Annotated in this window: 15 protein-coding genes; 5 read left to right on the forward strand and 10 right to left on the reverse strand. The window is 43.7% G+C overall.

Features of this window, described 5'->3' with window-relative positions:
* Window positions 1-5: 5 nt before the first annotated feature.
* The 3 genes from AB2J24_RS08300 (at window position 6) to AB2J24_RS08310 (ending at window position 5,336) form a co-directional block, all read left to right on the forward strand.
* Complete coding sequence (locus AB2J24_RS08300; protein WP_367385132.1) at window positions 6-2,102, forward strand: S9 family peptidase; 2,097 nt, start codon at window positions 6-8, stop codon at window positions 2,100-2,102.
* A 179-nt stretch (window positions 2,103-2,281) separates the two neighbouring features.
* Window positions 2,282-3,721, forward strand: coding sequence for a TadE/TadG family type IV pilus assembly protein (locus tag AB2J24_RS08305; RefSeq protein WP_367385133.1), 1,440 nt, complete (start codon window positions 2,282-2,284; stop codon window positions 3,719-3,721).
* A gap of 148 nt (window positions 3,722-3,869) precedes the next feature.
* Window positions 3,870-5,336: a TadE/TadG family type IV pilus assembly protein gene (locus AB2J24_RS08310; protein ID WP_367385134.1), complete on the forward strand. Its 1,467-nt coding sequence runs from the start codon at window positions 3,870-3,872 to the stop codon at window positions 5,334-5,336.
* Window positions 5,337-5,405: 69 nt separating this feature from the next.
* Here the strand turns inward: AB2J24_RS08310 and AB2J24_RS08315 are convergent, their stop codons facing one another.
* Together AB2J24_RS08315 and AB2J24_RS08320 are read right to left on the reverse strand one after the other, a co-directional pair.
* A complete protein-coding gene (locus tag AB2J24_RS08315) occupies window positions 5,406-6,008 on the reverse strand; it encodes a superoxide dismutase (RefSeq protein WP_367385135.1) in 603 nt (200 codons plus the stop codon).
* Between the two features lie 180 nt (window positions 6,009-6,188).
* Complete coding sequence (locus AB2J24_RS08320; RefSeq protein ID WP_162651853.1) at window positions 6,189-7,793, reverse strand: helicase HerA-like C-terminal domain-containing protein; 1,605 nt, start codon at window positions 7,791-7,793, stop codon at window positions 6,189-6,191.
* A gap of 159 nt (window positions 7,794-7,952) precedes the next feature.
* Between AB2J24_RS08320 and AB2J24_RS08325 the strand changes: the two genes are divergently transcribed.
* A complete protein-coding gene (locus tag AB2J24_RS08325) occupies window positions 7,953-9,350 on the forward strand; it encodes a TIGR03808 family TAT-translocated repetitive protein (protein WP_367385136.1) in 1,398 nt (465 codons plus the stop codon).
* A gap of 43 nt (window positions 9,351-9,393) precedes the next feature.
* Here AB2J24_RS08325 and AB2J24_RS08330 read toward each other — a convergent pair whose 3' ends face one another.
* A complete protein-coding gene (locus AB2J24_RS08330; protein ID WP_367385137.1) occupies window positions 9,394-10,395 on the reverse strand; it encodes an asparaginase in 1,002 nt (333 codons plus the stop codon).
* A 103-nt stretch (window positions 10,396-10,498) separates the two neighbouring features.
* Between AB2J24_RS08330 and AB2J24_RS08335 the strand changes: the two genes are divergently transcribed.
* The gene (locus AB2J24_RS08335) at window positions 10,499-11,890 is read left to right on the forward strand and encodes an O-antigen ligase family protein (protein WP_367385138.1); all 1,392 of its coding nucleotides are present in this window, start codon (window positions 10,499-10,501) and stop codon (window positions 11,888-11,890) included.
* Between the two features lie 33 nt (window positions 11,891-11,923).
* On the opposite strand, the gene AB2J24_RS08340 is transcribed toward AB2J24_RS08335, so the two are convergent.
* From AB2J24_RS08340 to AB2J24_RS08370, 7 genes are all read right to left on the reverse strand, one after another.
* Window positions 11,924-12,667: a copper homeostasis protein CutC gene (locus AB2J24_RS08340; RefSeq protein WP_367385139.1), complete on the reverse strand. Its 744-nt coding sequence runs from the start codon at window positions 12,665-12,667 to the stop codon at window positions 11,924-11,926.
* Window positions 12,668-12,681: 14 nt separating this feature from the next.
* Window positions 12,682-13,683: an ABC transporter ATP-binding protein gene (locus AB2J24_RS08345; RefSeq protein WP_162651858.1), complete on the reverse strand. Its 1,002-nt coding sequence runs from the start codon at window positions 13,681-13,683 to the stop codon at window positions 12,682-12,684.
* Window positions 13,684-13,698: 15 nt separating this feature from the next.
* Entirely contained in the window at window positions 13,699-14,760 is a 1,062-nt protein-coding gene (locus AB2J24_RS08350; protein WP_367385140.1) for a Gfo/Idh/MocA family protein, read from the reverse strand.
* A complete protein-coding gene (locus AB2J24_RS08355) occupies window positions 14,757-15,614 on the reverse strand; it encodes a carbohydrate ABC transporter permease (RefSeq protein WP_162651860.1) in 858 nt (285 codons plus the stop codon). The genes AB2J24_RS08350 and AB2J24_RS08355 overlap by 4 nt, the downstream gene beginning before the upstream one ends.
* Window positions 15,615-15,623: 9 nt before the next feature.
* Window positions 15,624-16,550, reverse strand: coding sequence for a carbohydrate ABC transporter permease (locus AB2J24_RS08360; RefSeq protein ID WP_367385141.1), 927 nt, complete (start codon window positions 16,548-16,550; stop codon window positions 15,624-15,626).
* 73 nt (window positions 16,551-16,623) lie between these two features.
* Window positions 16,624-17,883: an ABC transporter substrate-binding protein gene (locus AB2J24_RS08365; protein ID WP_367385142.1), complete on the reverse strand. Its 1,260-nt coding sequence runs from the start codon at window positions 17,881-17,883 to the stop codon at window positions 16,624-16,626.
* Between the two features lie 62 nt (window positions 17,884-17,945).
* The gene (locus AB2J24_RS08370; RefSeq protein ID WP_367385143.1) at window positions 17,946-18,848 is read right to left on the reverse strand and encodes an N-acetylmuramic acid 6-phosphate etherase; all 903 of its coding nucleotides are present in this window, start codon (window positions 18,846-18,848) and stop codon (window positions 17,946-17,948) included.
* Between the last annotated feature and the right edge of the window lie 20 nt (window positions 18,849-18,868).

Here is an 18,868-nt window from a genome sequence, read left to right on the forward strand (position 1 = left end):
ACACCGTGAGCCAATTTAACAATCTGCCCAAACCACCTCTTGCCGAAATTCGACCACAGGAAGATAAACGTCACGGTATCACGCGCGTTGATAATTATGCTTGGCTTCGAGCGGATAACTGGCAGGAAGTTTTCCAGAACCCCGATGTGCTTGATAAAGATATTCGTGCATACCTTGAGGCGGAAAACACCTATCAAGAAGCAGCACTTGAGGATACCAAAGATCTTCAGAAGTCTTTATTTGATGAAATGAAGGGGCGAATTAAGGAGGATGACGCATCCATCCCGGTTAAAGATGGCCCATTTGCTTACGGGCTTGAGTTTGTAACCGGTGGCGAACAACCACATTATTTCCGTACGCCAAGAGATGGCGGTGATAAGAATGTATTTCTGAACGGCGATATCGAGGCAGAGGGAAGCGAATATTTCCGCCTGTCGGCTGTCAACAACTCCCCTGATCATAGTTTGGGAATTTGGGGGTATGACGATAAAGGATCTGAGTATTTCACACTAAAAATCCGTGACCTTGAAAGTAACGAAGACCTTGATGATGAAATCCTGAACACTGGTGGTGGTGGAGTGTGGTCCGCTGACGGAGCTGGTTTCTTCTATACTGCACTTGATGAAAACCATCGTCCGTCAAAGATTTATTATCACGTCCTTGGCACCAAACAATCTGATGACAAACTCATTCATGAAGAAAAAGACGCTGGTTTTTTCATGAGTGTTGGCGGCAGTTCGCTTGATGATGTAGTTTATATCGACATTCATGACCATCAAACATCTGAACTTTGGCTCATTGCTGCCGATGACCCGTTCGCAAAACCAAAACTCGTTGCCAAGCGTGAAACTGGCGTTGAGTATGATTTCACAGAAGGTGGAGATGAATTTTTTGTTCTAACTAATGACGGTGATGCAAAAGATTTCAAAATCATGTCTGTGCCATTTGCAACACCTGAAAAAGATAACTGGGTGGAAGTTGTTCCTCATACGCCAGGGCGGCTCATCCTCAGTCATGCTGCATATAAAAATTACCTTGTGTGGATGGAGCGTGATGAAGGCTTGCCGAAGATCAATATCAAAGATCGTACAACTGGCGAAATTCACTCCATCGAATTTGACGAAGAAGCATTCTCACTCGGTTTTTCTGGAGCTGCGGAATATGACACTGACGTCGTTAGATTTTCATATTCATCAATGACCACGCCGTCACAGCTCTATGATTACAATATGCGAACGCGTGAACGGACTCTTTTGAAAACTCAAGATGTCCCTTCCGGCCACGATATTGATGATTACGTAACACGCCGGATCATGGCCCCTTCCCACGATGGTGTCCTTGTTCCTGTTAGTATTTTATATCACAAAGATACGAAACTCGATGGATCGGCCCCTGCCCTGTTATATGGTTACGGCTCTTATGGCATGTCGGTACCTGCATCATTTAATACCAATTGCTTATCACTTGTTGATCGCGGATTTATCTATGCCATCGCACACATGCGCGGCGGAAAAGATAAGGGATTTCAATGGTATGAAGATGGTAAACGCGAAAAGAAAATCAACACATTCAAAGATTTCATCGCTGCATCCGAACATCTGGTATCCGAGGGTTTTACCTCACACGACAGTATTGTTGCACAAGGCGGCTCCGCCGGCGGCATGTTAATGGGCGCTTGCGTAAATATGGCACCGCACAATTTCGGTGCAATTATCGCAGCCGTTCCATTTGTCGATGTATTGAACACCATGTTAGATGATACATTACCGCTCACACCGCCTGAATGGCCCGAATGGGGTAACCCCATTACATCAAAAGATGACTACGAGTATATTGCCTCTTACTCACCTTATGACAATGTTGAAGCAAAAGCATATCCACCCATCTTCGCTATTGGCGGTCTAACCGATCCACGTGTAACTTATTGGGAGCCTGCAAAATGGGTTGCCAAACTGCGCGAGGCAAAAACCAATGATGCACCAGTCTTACTCAAAACCAACATGGGCGCAGGGCATGGCGGATCCGCGGGCCGTTTCCAGCGTCTTGTTGAAGTAGCCGAGGAGTATGCATTCGCTCTCAAATCTAGTGGGATAACGAAGTAAAATCGAATGAATTACGATAAAATTTGATTTAAATACACCTATCTAAACTAAAATAATGTTCAAGTTTAACCATTACGGTCGCTCCGATTAGGTCCGATTACGGACGAGTTTTAGAACCAGAAACACCTCATCAATGCAGAGGTATTATAACAAATCTGGTGTAAACGCGGAGTGCTGTTATGGGGAAATTACGATCTGGACTACTACCTATTGAGGGACTTTTAAGATCTCAAGAAGGAAGTATGGCGATGATGACTGCTCTTGTAACGCCTGTTCTATTAATGGGAGCCGGCCTTGCCATAGATATTTCCAACATGACTGCTTTAAAAACTCGCTTTCAATCTGCATCGGATTCTGTTTCACTGGCAGTCGCTTCTCGAATAGCAAATGGTGATTTATCAATAGCAAACGCAGAAAGCTTCGGATCCGCATTACTTCTTGCTCAAATGGAAAGTGATGATGCGCGTTTTTCAAACCTTACAGTAACTCCAACCGTTGAAGTTACCGAAACTAGCATCGGGATTAACAAAACGTGGAATGTTAAAATTGGCGGAACCGCCAGTCAAGATACAACACCGTTTGCCGGATTTTTTGGCAAAGACCGAATGGACGTTTCAACATCAGCCAGCGCTGTAACAGGAACCGAAGAAATTCAAGGCGCGCTCTCAATGGCAGTTGTTGTTGATGTATCAGGATCAATGGGCTGGGAACTTGACCCAACATCGCCGGAATATTTAAGTGAGACTTTAGGACTAACGACCGCTCAGTCGAACAAGGTCAGCACAAAAATGAATGAGGCTGCAGCCTATCCCTACTATCTTACAGCTGAGAACATGACTTACATTTTGGAAAATTTTGTCTTCGATGACTGCGGTTCAATGGGGAACAACAAGACTGATAGAATAGCTTTTCTTACGGCCATAGGAATGTCTACAAATACATCTAAATATGACACCAAGCAGATGTGTAAACTAACAACATTCTCTAGTAAAAACGGTTGGATTTCACAGCAAACTGCAATTGATAATGTTCAAACGCTTGTCTCTGTCGCCCATCCTCAGATTAAAATTGACGCACTTAAACAAGCCTTGGGCGAGTTGTTTACCCAGTTTAGCACAGCAGATCCTACCCAATCATATGTTCGTACTGGATTAAGTGCCTATGCCTACGGTGTTAGAGGCGACACAGATTTAGAATGGGGTACAAGCTCAGCTAGCAACTACGCCTCGGCCATGTACGCTAGCGGCGGAACGGCCTCTACCAATTCGGTCAAATGGGCTTACAATGAATTGAAGAACTCAAACGCTACAGAAGCTACCGAACATTACAATAAAAATGGACAGACACCTGATCGTTTCATTCTATTTATGACAGATGGTGACAATAACTATTCAAGCGACGACACTTCAACAAAAAGCTACTGCGATCAGGCCAAGGCTGATAATATTACTATCTTTTCAGTTGCATTCGCGGCTCCTGAAGGTGGTCAAGAACTTTTAAGTTACTGTGCGTCATCAGAAGACAATTACTATGAACCTGAAACAGCTTCTGAACTTATAACTGCGTTTAAAAATATTGGTGTGTCATCCACAAAAACACTAACACGTTTAACACAATAGTCCCGCAAGAGGAGTCATTCTATGGCCTGTGAATCACTAAAATTGCACACGCGTAGTTAGGCTTCTCTTAACATTGTTCGATAGCTATTATTTCACGTTTCTAGATTAGTATTAGATCAAATACCAAAATATTTTGGATCTAAACGTCATGATCGACGTTGCAGAACGACGAGGAATTAAAATGTCTAAGAAACCTTTGAAACAAAACCTTATAAAGCTTTCAAAAGACAAACGCGGCAATTTTGCAATGATTGCAGCTATCACTGCACCATTGCTATTAGCTGGTGGTGGATTAGCAGTAGATTTAGCAAACCAGACAGCATTGAAAACAAGGTTTCAAGCGGCGTCAGATTCGGTTTCTTTGGTTGTTGCAACACGCATAGCAAATAAAAAACTTACCATCGCTGATGCACCCGATTTTGGCAAAAAACTTCTGTTTGCACAAATGACAAACGATTATTCTCGTTTTTCTAATCTCAAAATCATTCCCGAGGTAACAGTAACAGAAGTTAAAAATGGCGGCTCTTCAACCTGGGACGTACAAGTTGGCGGGACCGCAACGCAAGATACAACTCCATTTGCAAAGTTTTTAAATAAAACAACGACGAGTGCTATTGTCGCATCAACAGCTCAGTCCGGTCAGGAAATAGAACAGGGTGCACTTTCTATGGCATTGGCAGTCGATGTTTCCGGCTCAATGGAGGAAGAACTGCCGACCAGTACCGCCGAAGTGGAACAATCTTTGGGCGTGAAGCAAGGTACAGCAGAAGACATTATCGACGGTTTCGAATATGTGCTGGATAATTATAATCTGGATAATAATGATCTAAAATACATCATTAACAATTACACGTATAGGCAATGTAGCAATCTAAACAAAAAGAAAGCAAAACGCTTTCTGAAAAAAATCGGTTTATCGAAATGGCTTGGAAAACAAACTGCCAGATACATTTGTATGGATGTAACCTATGCTACCAGTGTGGGAGTAACAGCTAATAAACTCGTGAACAATTTGGCTCCTATTATAGCCGCTTCAACAGCAACGACTAAAATCGATGCGCTAAAAACCGCTGCCATGTCTCTATTTGCACAGTTTGATGAAGCAGATAAGAATCATAAATATGTTCGAACCGGATTAAGTGCATATGAATATGGTGTAAGAGAGACAACTAAAATGGAGTGGGGCACAAAGTCTGCGCAAAGTTACGTATCAAAGCGCATGTATGCAAACGGCGGAACAGCATCTACAAACTCCATACAGTGGGCATTCAATCAACTTAAATCAAAACCTGGAACTGAAAAGAAGGCTCATATAGCTAAAAATGGTCAAACTAACCCAGATCGTTTTATTCTGTTTATGACCGATGGGAATAACAATCGTACTTCCGACGATACGAATACAAAGGCTCTATGCACAACTGCAAAAAACGATGGAATTAGGGTATTTACTGTGGCTTTTGCGGCACCTGAACGAGGTGAAAAACTACTCGAATTCTGCGCATCCAGTCCTAAATCTGAACATTATTTTAAACCGGATACTGCAGCAGAACTTATTGCAGCATTTAAAAACATCGGAGAGAAAACATCTCCTCGAAAAACGCGCCTAACTAACTAAATCAAGACCTAATATAAAACCCCAGAAAGCCAATTACTCTCTGGGGTTTTACGATTTCAAAACACAGTGTTACGCAGTTGCTGCCTCGTACATTTCCAATACATAATCCCAATTGATCATGTTATCGACAAATGCTTCGAGATATTTAGGGCGGGCATTGCGGTAATCAATGTAATATGAATGTTCCCAAACATCGCAACCAAGAATTGGCGATGCGCCGTGCACTAGTGGATTTTCACCATTTGGTGTTTTTGCAATTTCGAGCTTGCCATCTTTAACTGTTAGCCAAGCCCAACCCGATCCAAATTGCGTCATGCCAGCATTGATGAAGTCAGCGCGGAATTTGTCATAACCGCCCAGATCACTGTCGATTGCTGTTTGCAAAGCAGCCGGTAGGGATGTGCCGCCGCCATTTTTCTTCATCCATTTCCAGAAGTGGATATGGTTATAATGCTGGCCAGCATTGTTAAACAAACCTGCATTGGTGCCATAAGACTTCTTCACAATCTCTTCCAGAGACAGATCAGCCATGCCCGCAGCTTCGGCAAGCTCATTACCCTTAGTTACATAGGCATTGTGGTGCTTATCGTGGTGAAACTCAAGTGTTTCGCGTGACATATAAGGCGCCAGCGCATCATAGTCATAAGGTAGGTCAGGCAATTCAAAAGCCATTTTATCGTCTCCATTTAGTTCAAAGTTTAATATCTAGATAGTCAACCATTGACCAATCAGCAAGCGATTGAGGTAAATAATTGATCTAATTTTTATCAAGCGCTAGAAAACTTTCTATTCATACTTAAGCTCACCCATTCTTAGTACGAAAGACAAAATTTACTGGACTTATCACAAACATCAAAATCCTTTTTTGATGCTTCCCAAAATACCTCGTACAATTGCCCTACCAAAAGAGCTTGCCATCGAGCGAGCAGCAGACTTCAGCGCAGCTTCCGCCACTGATTGTCTTCTGCGACCTGACGAACGTTTGCGCGTAGTCTTTTTTCGTCGTGTTGAGCGCTTACGTCCCCGGCGATCATAATCGTCGTCGTCGTCCTCGTCATCAAAACCAGGCAGTGTCCAACGACGGCTTTCTTTAAGCTCTTTCTCTTCTTCGCGAGCCTCGCGCTCACGCTCTTCTTCCTCGCGACGCGCAGCTTTTTCTGAACGTTCCCGTAAGATTTCAAACGCAGATTCTCGATCAATCTCGCGATCATATTCTGATGCGACAGGGCTAACCTTAATCACATCCTTGCGCTCATGGTCCTCTATCGGACCAAGACGTGACGAAGGCGGGCGAATAAGCGTGCGTTCGACCATTGACGGTACACCCTTTGACTCCAGCGTCGAGACCAATGCTTCGCCCACGCCCAATTGAGTTATTGTCTCAAAGCAATCGAACTCAGGATTTGGCCGGAAGGTAGACGCTGCCACTTTTACAGCCTTTTGCTCACGTGGTGTATAAGCACGTAAGGCATGCTGAATGCGATTACCAAGCTGCGAGAGGACCGTGTCTGGCACATCGAGTGGGTTTTGCGTTACAAAATAAATCCCCACACCCTTGGACCGGATCAGGCGGACAACCTGTTCAACACGATCAATGAGAATTTTAGGTGCCTCATCAAAAAGCAAGTGCGCTTCATCGAAAAAGAAAACCAAACGCGGCACATCTGGATCACCGACTTCAGGCAATTCTTCAAACAGCTCCGATAACAACCAAAGCAAAAAGGTTGCATAAAGGCGTGGGTTCATCATCAGCTTATCAGCGGCCAATACGCTGATCGCACCACGACCATCATTTGTTGTGCGCATAATATCCTTGATTTGCAATGCAGGTTCACCGAAGAACTCTTCCGCTCCTTGTTGTTCCAACACCAGAAGATCGCGCTGAATAGCACCGATAGATGAATTTGAAATATTGCCATAAAGCCCTGAAAGCTCCTTCGCATTTTCACCCATATATTTGAGCATGGCGAGTAAATCTTTCATATCCACCAATGGAAGGCCGTGTTCATCAGCGATTTTGAATGCAATATTAATAACGCCTTCTTGCGCATCGGTTGCATCCATTAATCGTGATAAAAGAAGCGGTCCCATCTCAGTCATTGTCGTGCGAACACGATGCCCTTTTTCACCAAAAAGATCCCAGAAAATCACTGGAAATTCTTGAAACTCATAAGGATCTAAACCGATGGTAGCGGCTCGCTTCTCCAGGAAATCCTTATGTTCTCCAATTGTAGCAATGCCGGACAAATCACCCTTCACGTCAGCGCAAAACACGGGGACACCAGCATTTGAGAAGCTTTCAGCTAAAATCTGCAGCGTCACAGTTTTACCCGTGCCCGTTGCGCCGGTAATCAGTCCATGTCGATTTGCGTATTTAAGTTTTAAATACTCGCCCTTATTGGTGCTATCATCCGGATGGCGGCTGGTGCCAAGGTAAATATGATCATCTTTTAGCATTACAGATCTCTCAATTAGGCGTCACCTGTCACAGGTGTCTGATTTTGTTATTATCTCCTTATAGGGGAGGCATTTGCGACCTGCAATCCGTTATCAATATTTGTTCTCTTCTGATAAGTTAAAGCTTAATCATTTTAATCTACAATTTGGTCAGAAAATATGGATAAACGGGATATCAAATTGTCCAAAAACCTGCTCCATCGTCGTGAATTACTTTTAGGTGTTGCTGCCTGTATTACGATAACTCCGTATCATTCAAATGCGCAAACTCCCCTTAATTTAGGTGAGTTACGTGGCATTGTAGACGCTAGCAAAAATGGATTATCCCCTCAAAGCGTTAAAGACCAAAGCTCTTCATTACAGAACCTAATTAATAACACAGCATCAAAACAGGAGATACTCTTCATTCCCGCTGGCAATTATTACGTATCTAATATTGAACTTCCAGATAACACGCGCATCTTAGGTATTGCCAATGCATCTCGCATTATTTACACGGGCCGCGGCCATGGAATGCGTGCGCGATCGGCACAGCATATCGAGTTACGGGATATCGTTCTAGATGGCGCATCCAATGTCTTTTCAAATTATGCGAAGGGGCTGCTACACATTTCCAACTGTCCTGGCCTCTTGCTTGATAATATTGTTGTTCGAAACAGTGCATTTTATGGAATATACTTAGAAAGTTGCGGCGGTAGTATTAAAAACTGTGACATCTCACATGTACGAGAAGCCGCCATTTATGCGGTACAAAACACAGGCTTGAATGTTCGCAACAACCATATTCATGATTGTGATAATGGTGGTATTCTCATTCATCGTTGGGAAGTTGGCGAAGACAACACCTCAGTGTCAAACAATAGAATTGCTCGAATTGCAGCTATGAATGGTGGCACGGGCCCATGGGGTAATGGGATTAATATCTTTCGCGCTGGCAATGTATCGATCAGTGACAATCATATTTCCGATTGTGCATTTTCCGCCATTAGAGCAAACTCAGCATCAAATATTCGCATCTCAGATAATTCGTGTTTTGGTTCGGGTGAAACTGCGCTTTATGTCGAATTCGCATTCCAAGGTGCGGTTGTTACTGGCAACCTGATTGATGGCGGAACAATAGGGATCTCGATCGCAAATTTTGATAGCGGTGGCCGAATGAGCGTGATCTCTGGCAACCTTGTTCGCAATATTATAGATAAAGGCCCCTACCCGCCGGAAGGGCCAGGCTTCGGACACGGGATCGCGGTGGAAGCTGATGCAAGTGTAACAGGCAATACAATTGAAAATGTTGCAAAATGGGGCATGCTCTTGGGTTGGGGACCATTTCTCCGTTCCGTCAATATCAATGGGAATGTTATTCGCAAAGCGCCCGTTGGAATTGCTGTATCAGTGGTCAAGGGAGCCAAGAGTACATCCATCACCAACAACATATTCGATGAGATATCTCATGGCGCCATTATGGGTCATGAATGGTCTAAACCTGTCACAAGCGATCTAGCTTTGTCGACCAAATCCAGATTTTCGCATCTTAGAATTGTTGACAACATCGTAAACTAATTGGGATAGCAAAAACAACGAACAAAAGTTTCCGATCAGGAACCTATGATTGAAGTGACGCAGTAATTTTACCCACAATGTCGCCGTTCCAATTAGTGAGTTCTCGATTGGCAAATGCCTTCAAGTTAGCTGCAATTGGTCCCTCAGCTTCCATATAATTTGCAATCAACTCCGCAATTACGACTTCCGCTGCACGCGTTGCTCCATCGTCGATTTTAAGCGCCATACCAAGACCAAGTGTAGGCAGGGCTGCGGTATAAACACCTTCCGCGCCAGTTTTTACAAATATTTCACCCGGCGCCATTTCCATTAACTTTGTACAAGCTCTATCTGTTCCAGCCACATAAAACGGTTCAGCCATACAAGCATCTATCAGAGTTTTAGATGCTTTTGCACGCTCGGAAGTAAGACCTTCCCCTGTCGCCATTTTTGCAAATCCGTGTGCCAGTTTTTTAAGTGGTACTGCGTATGTCGGTATCGCGCAGCCATCTATGCCACAAAGATCCATGTCCAACTTGCTGCCAGTCATCGCTTCTAGGCTCCGAGCAACTTCTTGCTGAACTGTGTGTTGAGAATTAACATACCCGTGCAAGGGGAGATTACAATGGCATGCAACACATAAAAAACCAGCGTGTTTTCCTGAACAATTATTATGCAAACAAGATGGTTCGACCCCCAATTTAGCTTGCTCAATCAATATATTTGGATGAAAAGACCAGTGCGTGCCACACTCCATGTTGGTTTGATCAAGTCCTGCCATCGCCAACATCTGCGCGGCAAGCTCAGCATGTTTTTGTTCGCCGGAATGTGAGGCACATGCAAGCGCCAGTTCGCGATTTCCAAACCCATAAGTGCTTGCTGCACCACTTTCGACAAGCAACAATGCCTGCATCGCTTTGACGGCAGAACGAGGGAATATTGGGCTTTCTATGTTGCCCGCAGACATCACTATTTTCCCCGAACCATCAGAAACGGCATAGGCCCCACAATGCTTACTCTCAACACTTCTGCCGCGCGTAAGTTCTACTAGGGTCGGATTAATCACCAAATTGTCCTCAATTTCTGTAACCAAGACTAAACTTTAATTCTTCATTAACCATGTTTTGGCCAAAGTGAAAGTGAATTTAACGTCTACGAAGTATTGATCTATGCCCTATGCAGGTAACATTTCCGGAGTGAATCAGCCCGTCGCTGATAGTAGGGGGGCAACACAGGTTTCCGACCAGTTGCGTTTACGAGATTTTATTGCAAGTGATCATGTACGGCGCGCACTCCTAGTTCTGTTTTCAAGCATAATATTTGTAACAATCATTCTTTCTTTTCGCCCATTCAATGCAAGCTCCGATGCCCCGAGAATAACTGGCGGCGACGCCGTTAATCAGATTGGTTTCATAACCTTATTGGTAATTTCTGGGTTTATGATGCTTACGCAGGTCAGCTCGCGCAAATTACGTGCAGTGGCATCGCCAGCATGGATATTAGCCTTAGGCGCAATGGCTGTTGCCGTTTACATGTCCAATGACAGTATTGCTGCTGGTAGAGCATTGGCATTGGCCCTTATTTCAGCTTTTGTGGCATTAAACATCATCATGGTACCGGCATCTGTTCGTGATTTCCGAGCAGTCCTGGTGTTAACATCAACTTTAGTTATAGTTATTTCCTATATAGGACTTGTACTTTTCCCTGACGCAGCAGTTCATTCCTCTGGCGGATATGAGGCTCAACACGAAGGACTTTGGCGCGGTCCATTCCCTCATAAGAATATAGCCGGCCCAATTTTTTCCATTCTCACCATTTTTGGCGTTTACATCTACAGATCTGGGGATAAAGCCATGGGCGTAGTCATCGCACTTCTTTCATTTATCTTCGTATTGAAAACGGGCTCTAAGACCACGACAGGCTTCCTACCCATGGCTATTTTTGCAATCTTAACCGCGCGTCTCTTTGGGAGTTCTAAAACAGCTATTTTTACGGTGATTATAACATTCTTGGGAGCCGCGCTTTTATCAGTTGGCACCGTTTATAGCGAAAATTTAAGAACCATAACGAACCTTTTCCTAGATGATACCACATTCACGGGGCGGGATGATCTTTGGCACTTTGGGATAGATAATGTTCTAACACGCCCATTCTTTGGATTTGGTTTCGATAATTTCTGGCAAACCGATATGGTCAAAAATGGGGTTATTCCGGCCTATTCAAAATGGGATTTTCTAAACATTGTTCATGGCCACAACAGTTACATCGATACAATGTTGGCATTTGGTTTCATTGGAGGACCCATCATCATATTTGTTGTCTACATCCTACCTATGATCAACTATGTTCGAGCATATAATGATCCATCAAAACGACATCTGGCGGACATGTTTATGATGGTTATTGCCTTTACAATACTACTATCTTTGATGGAGGCGTTTGTTCTAAGTAGATCCGATCCGATCTGGATCATGCATATATTCTCAGTTTTCGGCCTTCAAATCTTGGCCAGAACTCACAAAAATCATGCATCAGAACGACAATTTCAGAGTTTTAAGTAACTTAATCAGGAATAAACTTAGGTTATTTATAAATTATTCTATTGCAGATAATATACCATCTATCCGGTCGGTAGATGTCACAGATCGATCAAACTCTGGCGGACGCAATGTGCCCCCCATAGATACTCGATTGTTCCTGTAAAGCATAGGGCCTGCTTGTTTTTCGAATGCTGAGAAGTGAATTTCATTGACACCTGTTTCGTCAAGAATTCTGACAACATTATTGGGTGTAATTCCGCACCCAGCCATAATTCTAATCCGACCTTTCGCACGTTTCACCATCTGGTGGATTACCGGTGCTCCCTCAAGCGCATTTGGAGAATGGCCTGATGTTAATATGCGCTCAACACCCAAATCAATTAGTGTATCTAGCGCAGATAGAGGATCATAAGCCATATCTATCGCTCGATGAAATGTCACTGCTACGGGGCGGGATAATTCAATCAACTCGGCAGTTCTTGAAATATCTACGCTACCATCAGCATCGAGCAAGCCAAATACAAACCCTTCGACACCCAAACATTTCAAAGCCATGATATCTTCTTTCATGGCGCAAAACTCTTCTTCGGTGTAAAGAAAGTCACCACCACGCGGCCTGATCATAACTTGAATATCGACATTTCCAGAAACAGCAACAGCGCGTTTTACTAACCCGTATGACGGTGTAAGTCCGCCCTCCAATAACGCCGAACATAGCTCCACCCCATTCGCGCCTGCTTCTTTAGCGGCGAGAACACCTTCAACAGAATCGATACATATTTCAGTTCTGATGGACAATGTTATAACTTCCGTTACCTGATGGCATTACCTTCATTGTCAAACTCATGAACGCGACCATTCTCAGGAGTAGCATAAACAGTCTGCCCTTCTTCAAATGAATGCTCGCCGAACAGGCGTACTGTTATTGATCCTGCACTTTCACCATCGAGATAAACATTTGTGTCTGCACCTAGATGTTCAACGTGTGAAACAGTGCATTTCCAATCACCTTCTTTTGCATTAAGCAGCAAATGCTCAGGCCGCACACCAATAGTTTTTGCTTTTGACGAACCTACGTCCTGACCAGAAATAAAATTCATTTTGGGAGAACCTATAAACCCTGCAACAAACATGTTGGCAGGACTATTATACAACTCCATAGGAGCCCCAACCTGTTCAATCCTGCCATCTTGCAGCACAACAATTCTATCAGCTAAAGTCATTGCTTCTGTTTGGTCATGCGTTACATATACCATTGTCGTGTCTAGTTGACGATGGAGACGTGCGATCTCTAAACGCGTATTTACCCGCAAAGCAGCATCCAAATTTGATAAAGGCTCGTCAAACAGGAAGAGTGAAGGTTTGCGCACAAGCGCTCTACCAATAGCTACTCGCTGTCGTTGCCCACCCGATAGCTCGGCAGGCCGACGCTCGAGATACTCATCTAATGAAAGCATTGCCGAAGCAGCTTCCACCTTATCCGCAATTTCTTGCTTAGGGCGTTTCGCTTGCTTTAAACCAAGGCTCATATTCTCTTTAACCGACAGATGCGGATAAAGCGCATAAGTTTGAAAAACCATTGCAATACCGCGCTTAGTCGGCGGTTCAGCATTTACTTCACGTCCATCAATCTCGATGACACCATCAGTTTCATTTTCAAGGCCGGCGATGATGCGCAATAATGTAGATTTCCCGCAGCCAGATGGGCCAACAAAAACGACAAACTCTCCATCTGGCACATCTAGATCGATCCCTTTGAGAACGTCTACTGAGCCGAAGGATTTCCGAATATTTTTAAGTAATAAAGATCCCAAAACGATTTCCTAATCTTAAAGTTCTATTTCAACGCCAGTGCGAATACTTTCATCTGCCGCAAGGCAAATGCTGAGAGATTGAACAGCATCATCAACATGACGATAAGTATCCAAGTCTTCATATATAACCCGCGCCATATATGCCTGTTCACGTGCACAAAGTTCATCATGCCCCGGTTCATCTGCCATCGACAAATTTTCATCGAGTTTTTTAAACTCACCCGAAGCATCAATTTCTGCGCTGTGAATACGGATCAATGATGTTTTTGTGTGTGCATCAACATCATCAGATTTTGTACCCTCAGGCACCACAATGGATACGCTCCCATTTGGAGATATGATATCTTTCACAAAGAATGCTGTTTCTGACATCATCGGCCCCCAACCGGCTTCATACCACCCGACAGATTTGTCTTCAAAAATCACTTGAAAGTGACCATAATTATACATATCCGGACTTATTTCATCGCTCATCCGCAAGCCCATACCGTGCACTTTCACAGGTTTTGCATCGGTAATCTGACACATAACGTCAACATAATGAACACCACAGTCCACAATGGGCGATGTCGTCTTCATAAGGCTTTTATGTGTTTGCCAAGTTGGGCCTGAAGATTGTTGATTCAAGTTCAAGCGAAAAACGTACGGCCCTCCCAGATCCCGCGCCTTTTCGATCAGCGTGATCCAGGAAGGATGATGCCGTAAGATGTAACCAACAACAAGCTTTTTCTTCAAACGTTTTGCAGTGTCTGCAACACGCTTTGCATCTGCAACTGTTGTCGCAATAGGTTTTTCCACAAATACATGCGCACCTGCTTCCATCGCCATTATGGAGTAGTCTGCATGCGTATCAGAATATGTATTGATTGACACAAGTTCAGGTTTAAATTCCGCAAGCGCAACTTCATATGAATGATGGACTGTGTAGCCGTGCAAATCCTCAGGCAAATCTACTTTCGAACGATTTACAAGACCAACAATTTCGAAATCAGGATCGTTGTGATAAGCCAAAGCATGGCTTTTTCCCATATTTCCGAGACCAACAGCCAGAACCCGAATGGGTTTTCGGTCTATCATTTTACTGCTCCAGCGGTGATACCCTTGATCAACTGCTTTGAGAAAATAAGATACAGAATGAGTACCGGTATAATGGCAAGTGACAGGGAAGAAAGAACAGCATTCCAGTCAGTTACAAATTGCCCGATAAATACTTGTGCACCTAAAGTTACAGTTTTAGTTTCCTCCGCTGGTGCCAATATTAATGGGAACCAAAGATCGTTCCATATTGGGATCATTGTAAAGACGGCAACTGTCGCCATTGCTGGCCTGATTAAAGGCAGAACCAAGCGCCCAAATATTCGATACTCAGAAAGACCATCTATGCGCCCTGCATTTTTTAAATCATCTGAAATACCTTGCATAAACTCCGATAAAATAAATATGGCAAGTGGCAGACCCTGCGCAGTATAAACCAGGATAAGCGCCGTCAGAGTATTTACAAGGCCGCTCGCGACCATAATATCCAAGATCGCGACTGTTCCTAAACGGATTGGAATCATAATACCCAACGCCAGGTACAGTCCCATCAAAAGATTGCCACGGAAGCGATATTCGGCAAGTGCAAAAGCTGCCATAGCGCCGAACAAAAGCACCATTGTGAGCGTGACGACTGTAACGACTAGACTATTTTGAAAATAGAGTAGAAAGTCGCCTTGTTTGATCACCGTTTCATACCCGATCAAGCTGAATGATTCCGCATTGGGTAATGATAAAGGTGACTTGAATATTGCTTTTCGAGATTTGAACGAATTGATCAAAATCACGAATACAGGGAACAAGGCGATCAATGTATATGTTATCAAAATTCCATGTGCTGCAAATGCTTGAAACGTTTGGCGCGATGTATTTGAAATACCGTTAGAATTACTCATCATACACCCCTAGAATTGATAGCGGCGCAGCCGCGTTTGAATGCCGAATAGATAGAGCGATACTCCAATCAAGATGATCAGGAACATGGCTGACGCTATGGTTGATCCCATGTTTGGATCACCCAACTGCAACTGAAACCCGAAGAATGTTCGGAACATAAGTGTGCCGAGAATATCAGTGGAATAGTTTGGTCCCGCCAATGCGCCCTGTGTTGCATATATCAGATCAAATGCATTGAAGTTAGCAACAAAGGTTAGCACCGAGATAATGCCGATTGATGGCAAAATAAGTGGCAACTTAATTTTGAAAAATTGCGAGATACCATAAATTCCATCACATTCAGCAGCTTCTAATATCTCATCAGGAATTGACAATAGCGCGGCGTAAATCAGCATCATCGGTATCCCGACGAACTGCCAAACAGATACCAAGGCCAATGTTGTCAACGCATATTCTTCTTTACCAAGCCATGGGGCAAATAGACTCTTAAGACCAACAGCATCAAGCATAGAAGGCGCAACACCCCATAAAGGACTTAAAATAAGTTTCCAAGCAAATCCTACAATCACAAATGAGAGGATAGTTGGGACAAAAATTGATGTTCGGTAAAAACTTCGCATACGCAACTTATTGCTGCTCAATATAGCCGCAAGTATAATGCCGATAGGGTTTTGAACCAACATATGAATGACGAAGAACCAAGTATTATTGCTAAAGGCGTTCCAAAAGTCTGCTGACCACCGCTCATCTCCGAATAGCTTCTTGAAATTTGCAAGCCCTACAAAGACTTGATTACTTTCAATAGTCTGAAATAACGACAACTGAATTGTCGCAAATAGCGGAATAACCATAATGGCGGTGTAGATCAGTGTCGCTGGCGCAAGAAAAACTAGAATATGCCAGCGAAACGATGTTCGTTTTCGTGTCTGTTTCATTGAATTCCCCTCACCCAAAATCTAAAGTTTAAAGCAGGTCGCAACTAAATATCGCGACCTGCATATATTTATTTTACTGTTGTGGCTTATACCAAGAAGCCAGACCGTCTTGCAGACGCTTACCAGCATCGTCAGGGCTTTCTGTTCCCTTGATTGTTGCGACAGAAGCGTTCCAAGTTTCGTTCTCTAGATTTGGCTCACCACGAGACAAAATTTGATATGTTGAACGGATACTTGAGTTACATTTCTCGCGCCATGAAATAAATTCCTGAGCAAGTGGATCTTCTAGCGTTACCGGTTCGCTTGAAAGCGGGAAGAAGCCAGGTAGTGCATTTGCGTAAAGGCTTGCAAATTCGGAAGTTGCCACCCAATTTAGGAATGTTTTTGCTGCTTCTGCATTTGGTGATGCTGCGTTCATGCCAATGCCAATATCTGTGTGATCGGAAATGTAGCACTCGTCACCTGATTTTGGCACAGGTGGATTAAACGCACCCATTTCAAAATCTGCATTTGCATTAAAGCCCGTAATTTCCCATGAACCTGCAGGATATACTGCAGCACGACCAAGTGTGAATAGATTTTGGCTATCAGGGTAAGTCTGAGCTTCAAAACCATCACCAAGGTAGTCTTTCCACTTAGCAAGTTGACGATATGGAGCAACCCAACCTTCATCAGTAAGTTTTTGTTCGCCTTTAATCAGCGCCGTACGACCTTCTTCACCTTTCCAGTAATTTGGACCGATGTTGTTATAACCCATAGTGGCAGCTTCCCACTGATCATTTGTACCCATTGCCAATGGTGTATAATTACCTTTAGCTTTAATGGCTTCTAGAACAGCGAAGAATTCTTCTTCCGTAGTTGGAACGCTGACGCCTGCATCAGCCAAAGCTTCTTTATTGTAGATGAAACCATGAATAACCGATGCCATTGGCACACAAAATGGATTTTTTCCATCGTCAGTGATCCAAGCAGATTTGGCCACATCAGAGAATTTTGACATCCCTTCAAGATCCGCGAGAGATGCTAGATGTCCTTTTTCATAAAGGCTCAATGATGCATCAAATGGACGACAAGTAATAATATCACCAGCAGAACCAGCATCAAGTTTAGAATTTAGTACAGCATTATATTCCGCAGGAGCAGACGGTGTGAACTTAACTTTAATTTCTGGATTTTGAGCTTCAAACGCAGGAATGATTTTTTCCTGCCAGATTGTCAAATCATCATTTCTCCAGCTCTCAATCGTAATTGTTACCTCTGCTGCAGCAGCAACAGTTGCCATAGCAAGCCCTGTTGAACCGAGTAAAATTGATTTTAAAATTTTCGTTTTCATGTTGACTATTCTCCCTAGTTTACGCCCGCAATAGGCTTTCAATGACAGAGCGAATTGCTCTGCTATAGCTCTGAAAGAGACGGTCTTAGCTTATGACCGTTTCGTTCAAGAATTTCTGTTCCCTGTTTTGTGTCTTTTGCTCCACTTGCAAGCAGAACCGCAAGTTTTACATTGCCATCTGCATCCCTAAGCGCTGCGTTAGCAGTTACCTCGTCACAATCAGCAATAGATCTAACCATACCTTGAGCACGTTTTTGCAACTTCAAATTTTCGACTTGCAAATTGACCATATGGCCATCATGAACATGGCCAAGTTGAATTGCCATAAGAGTGGACATCATATTCAAGGCCACCTTTTGCGCTGTACCCGCGCCCATTCGTGTCGAACCTGCGATCACCTCTGGCGGCGTTGGCAAAAATATCGATATGTCAGCTTCATTAAGCAATGGCGTATCAGGATTATTGGCGATCCCAACAACTGTCGCGCCTTCTGCCTTGGCAACTTCAATTGCCCCCAAAACATAAGGTGTAGAACCGCTGGCAGAAAGACAAATAACACAATCGCCACGCTTCATGCCTGCGTCAGCAACGTCCTTACCGCCTTGATCCCGATCATCTTCCGGCCCTCCGAGCATCTGGGTAAGACTACCAGCGCCACCAGCCATAACTATTCTGATATTATCGTTAGAAATGCCGTAGGTACCCGGCAGCTCCAAACCGTCAGCGATCGCCATCAAGGCCGAACTGCCTGCTGCTACATAAATAATCTTATTGGATGATGAAAGTGTATTTGTAAGCGCAATAGCTGCAGCTTCAATTTCAGGAACTGCACTTTCTACGCTTTTGGCGGCAGAAATCTGCCCTGCCAACAACTCTCGCAACACCTCTTTTGAGGGCTGCGCGTCAATCCCAATTGATTTTGTATTTAGCTGCTCCGTTTGAAGCTTTACTGCAACATTAGTCATATTAGTTTCCTCTTGCAACA

It is taken from the genome of Lentilitoribacter sp. EG35 (assembly GCF_040784015.1).
In the GTDB taxonomy this organism is placed as follows: domain Bacteria; phylum Pseudomonadota; class Alphaproteobacteria; order Rhizobiales; family Rhizobiaceae; genus Lentilitoribacter.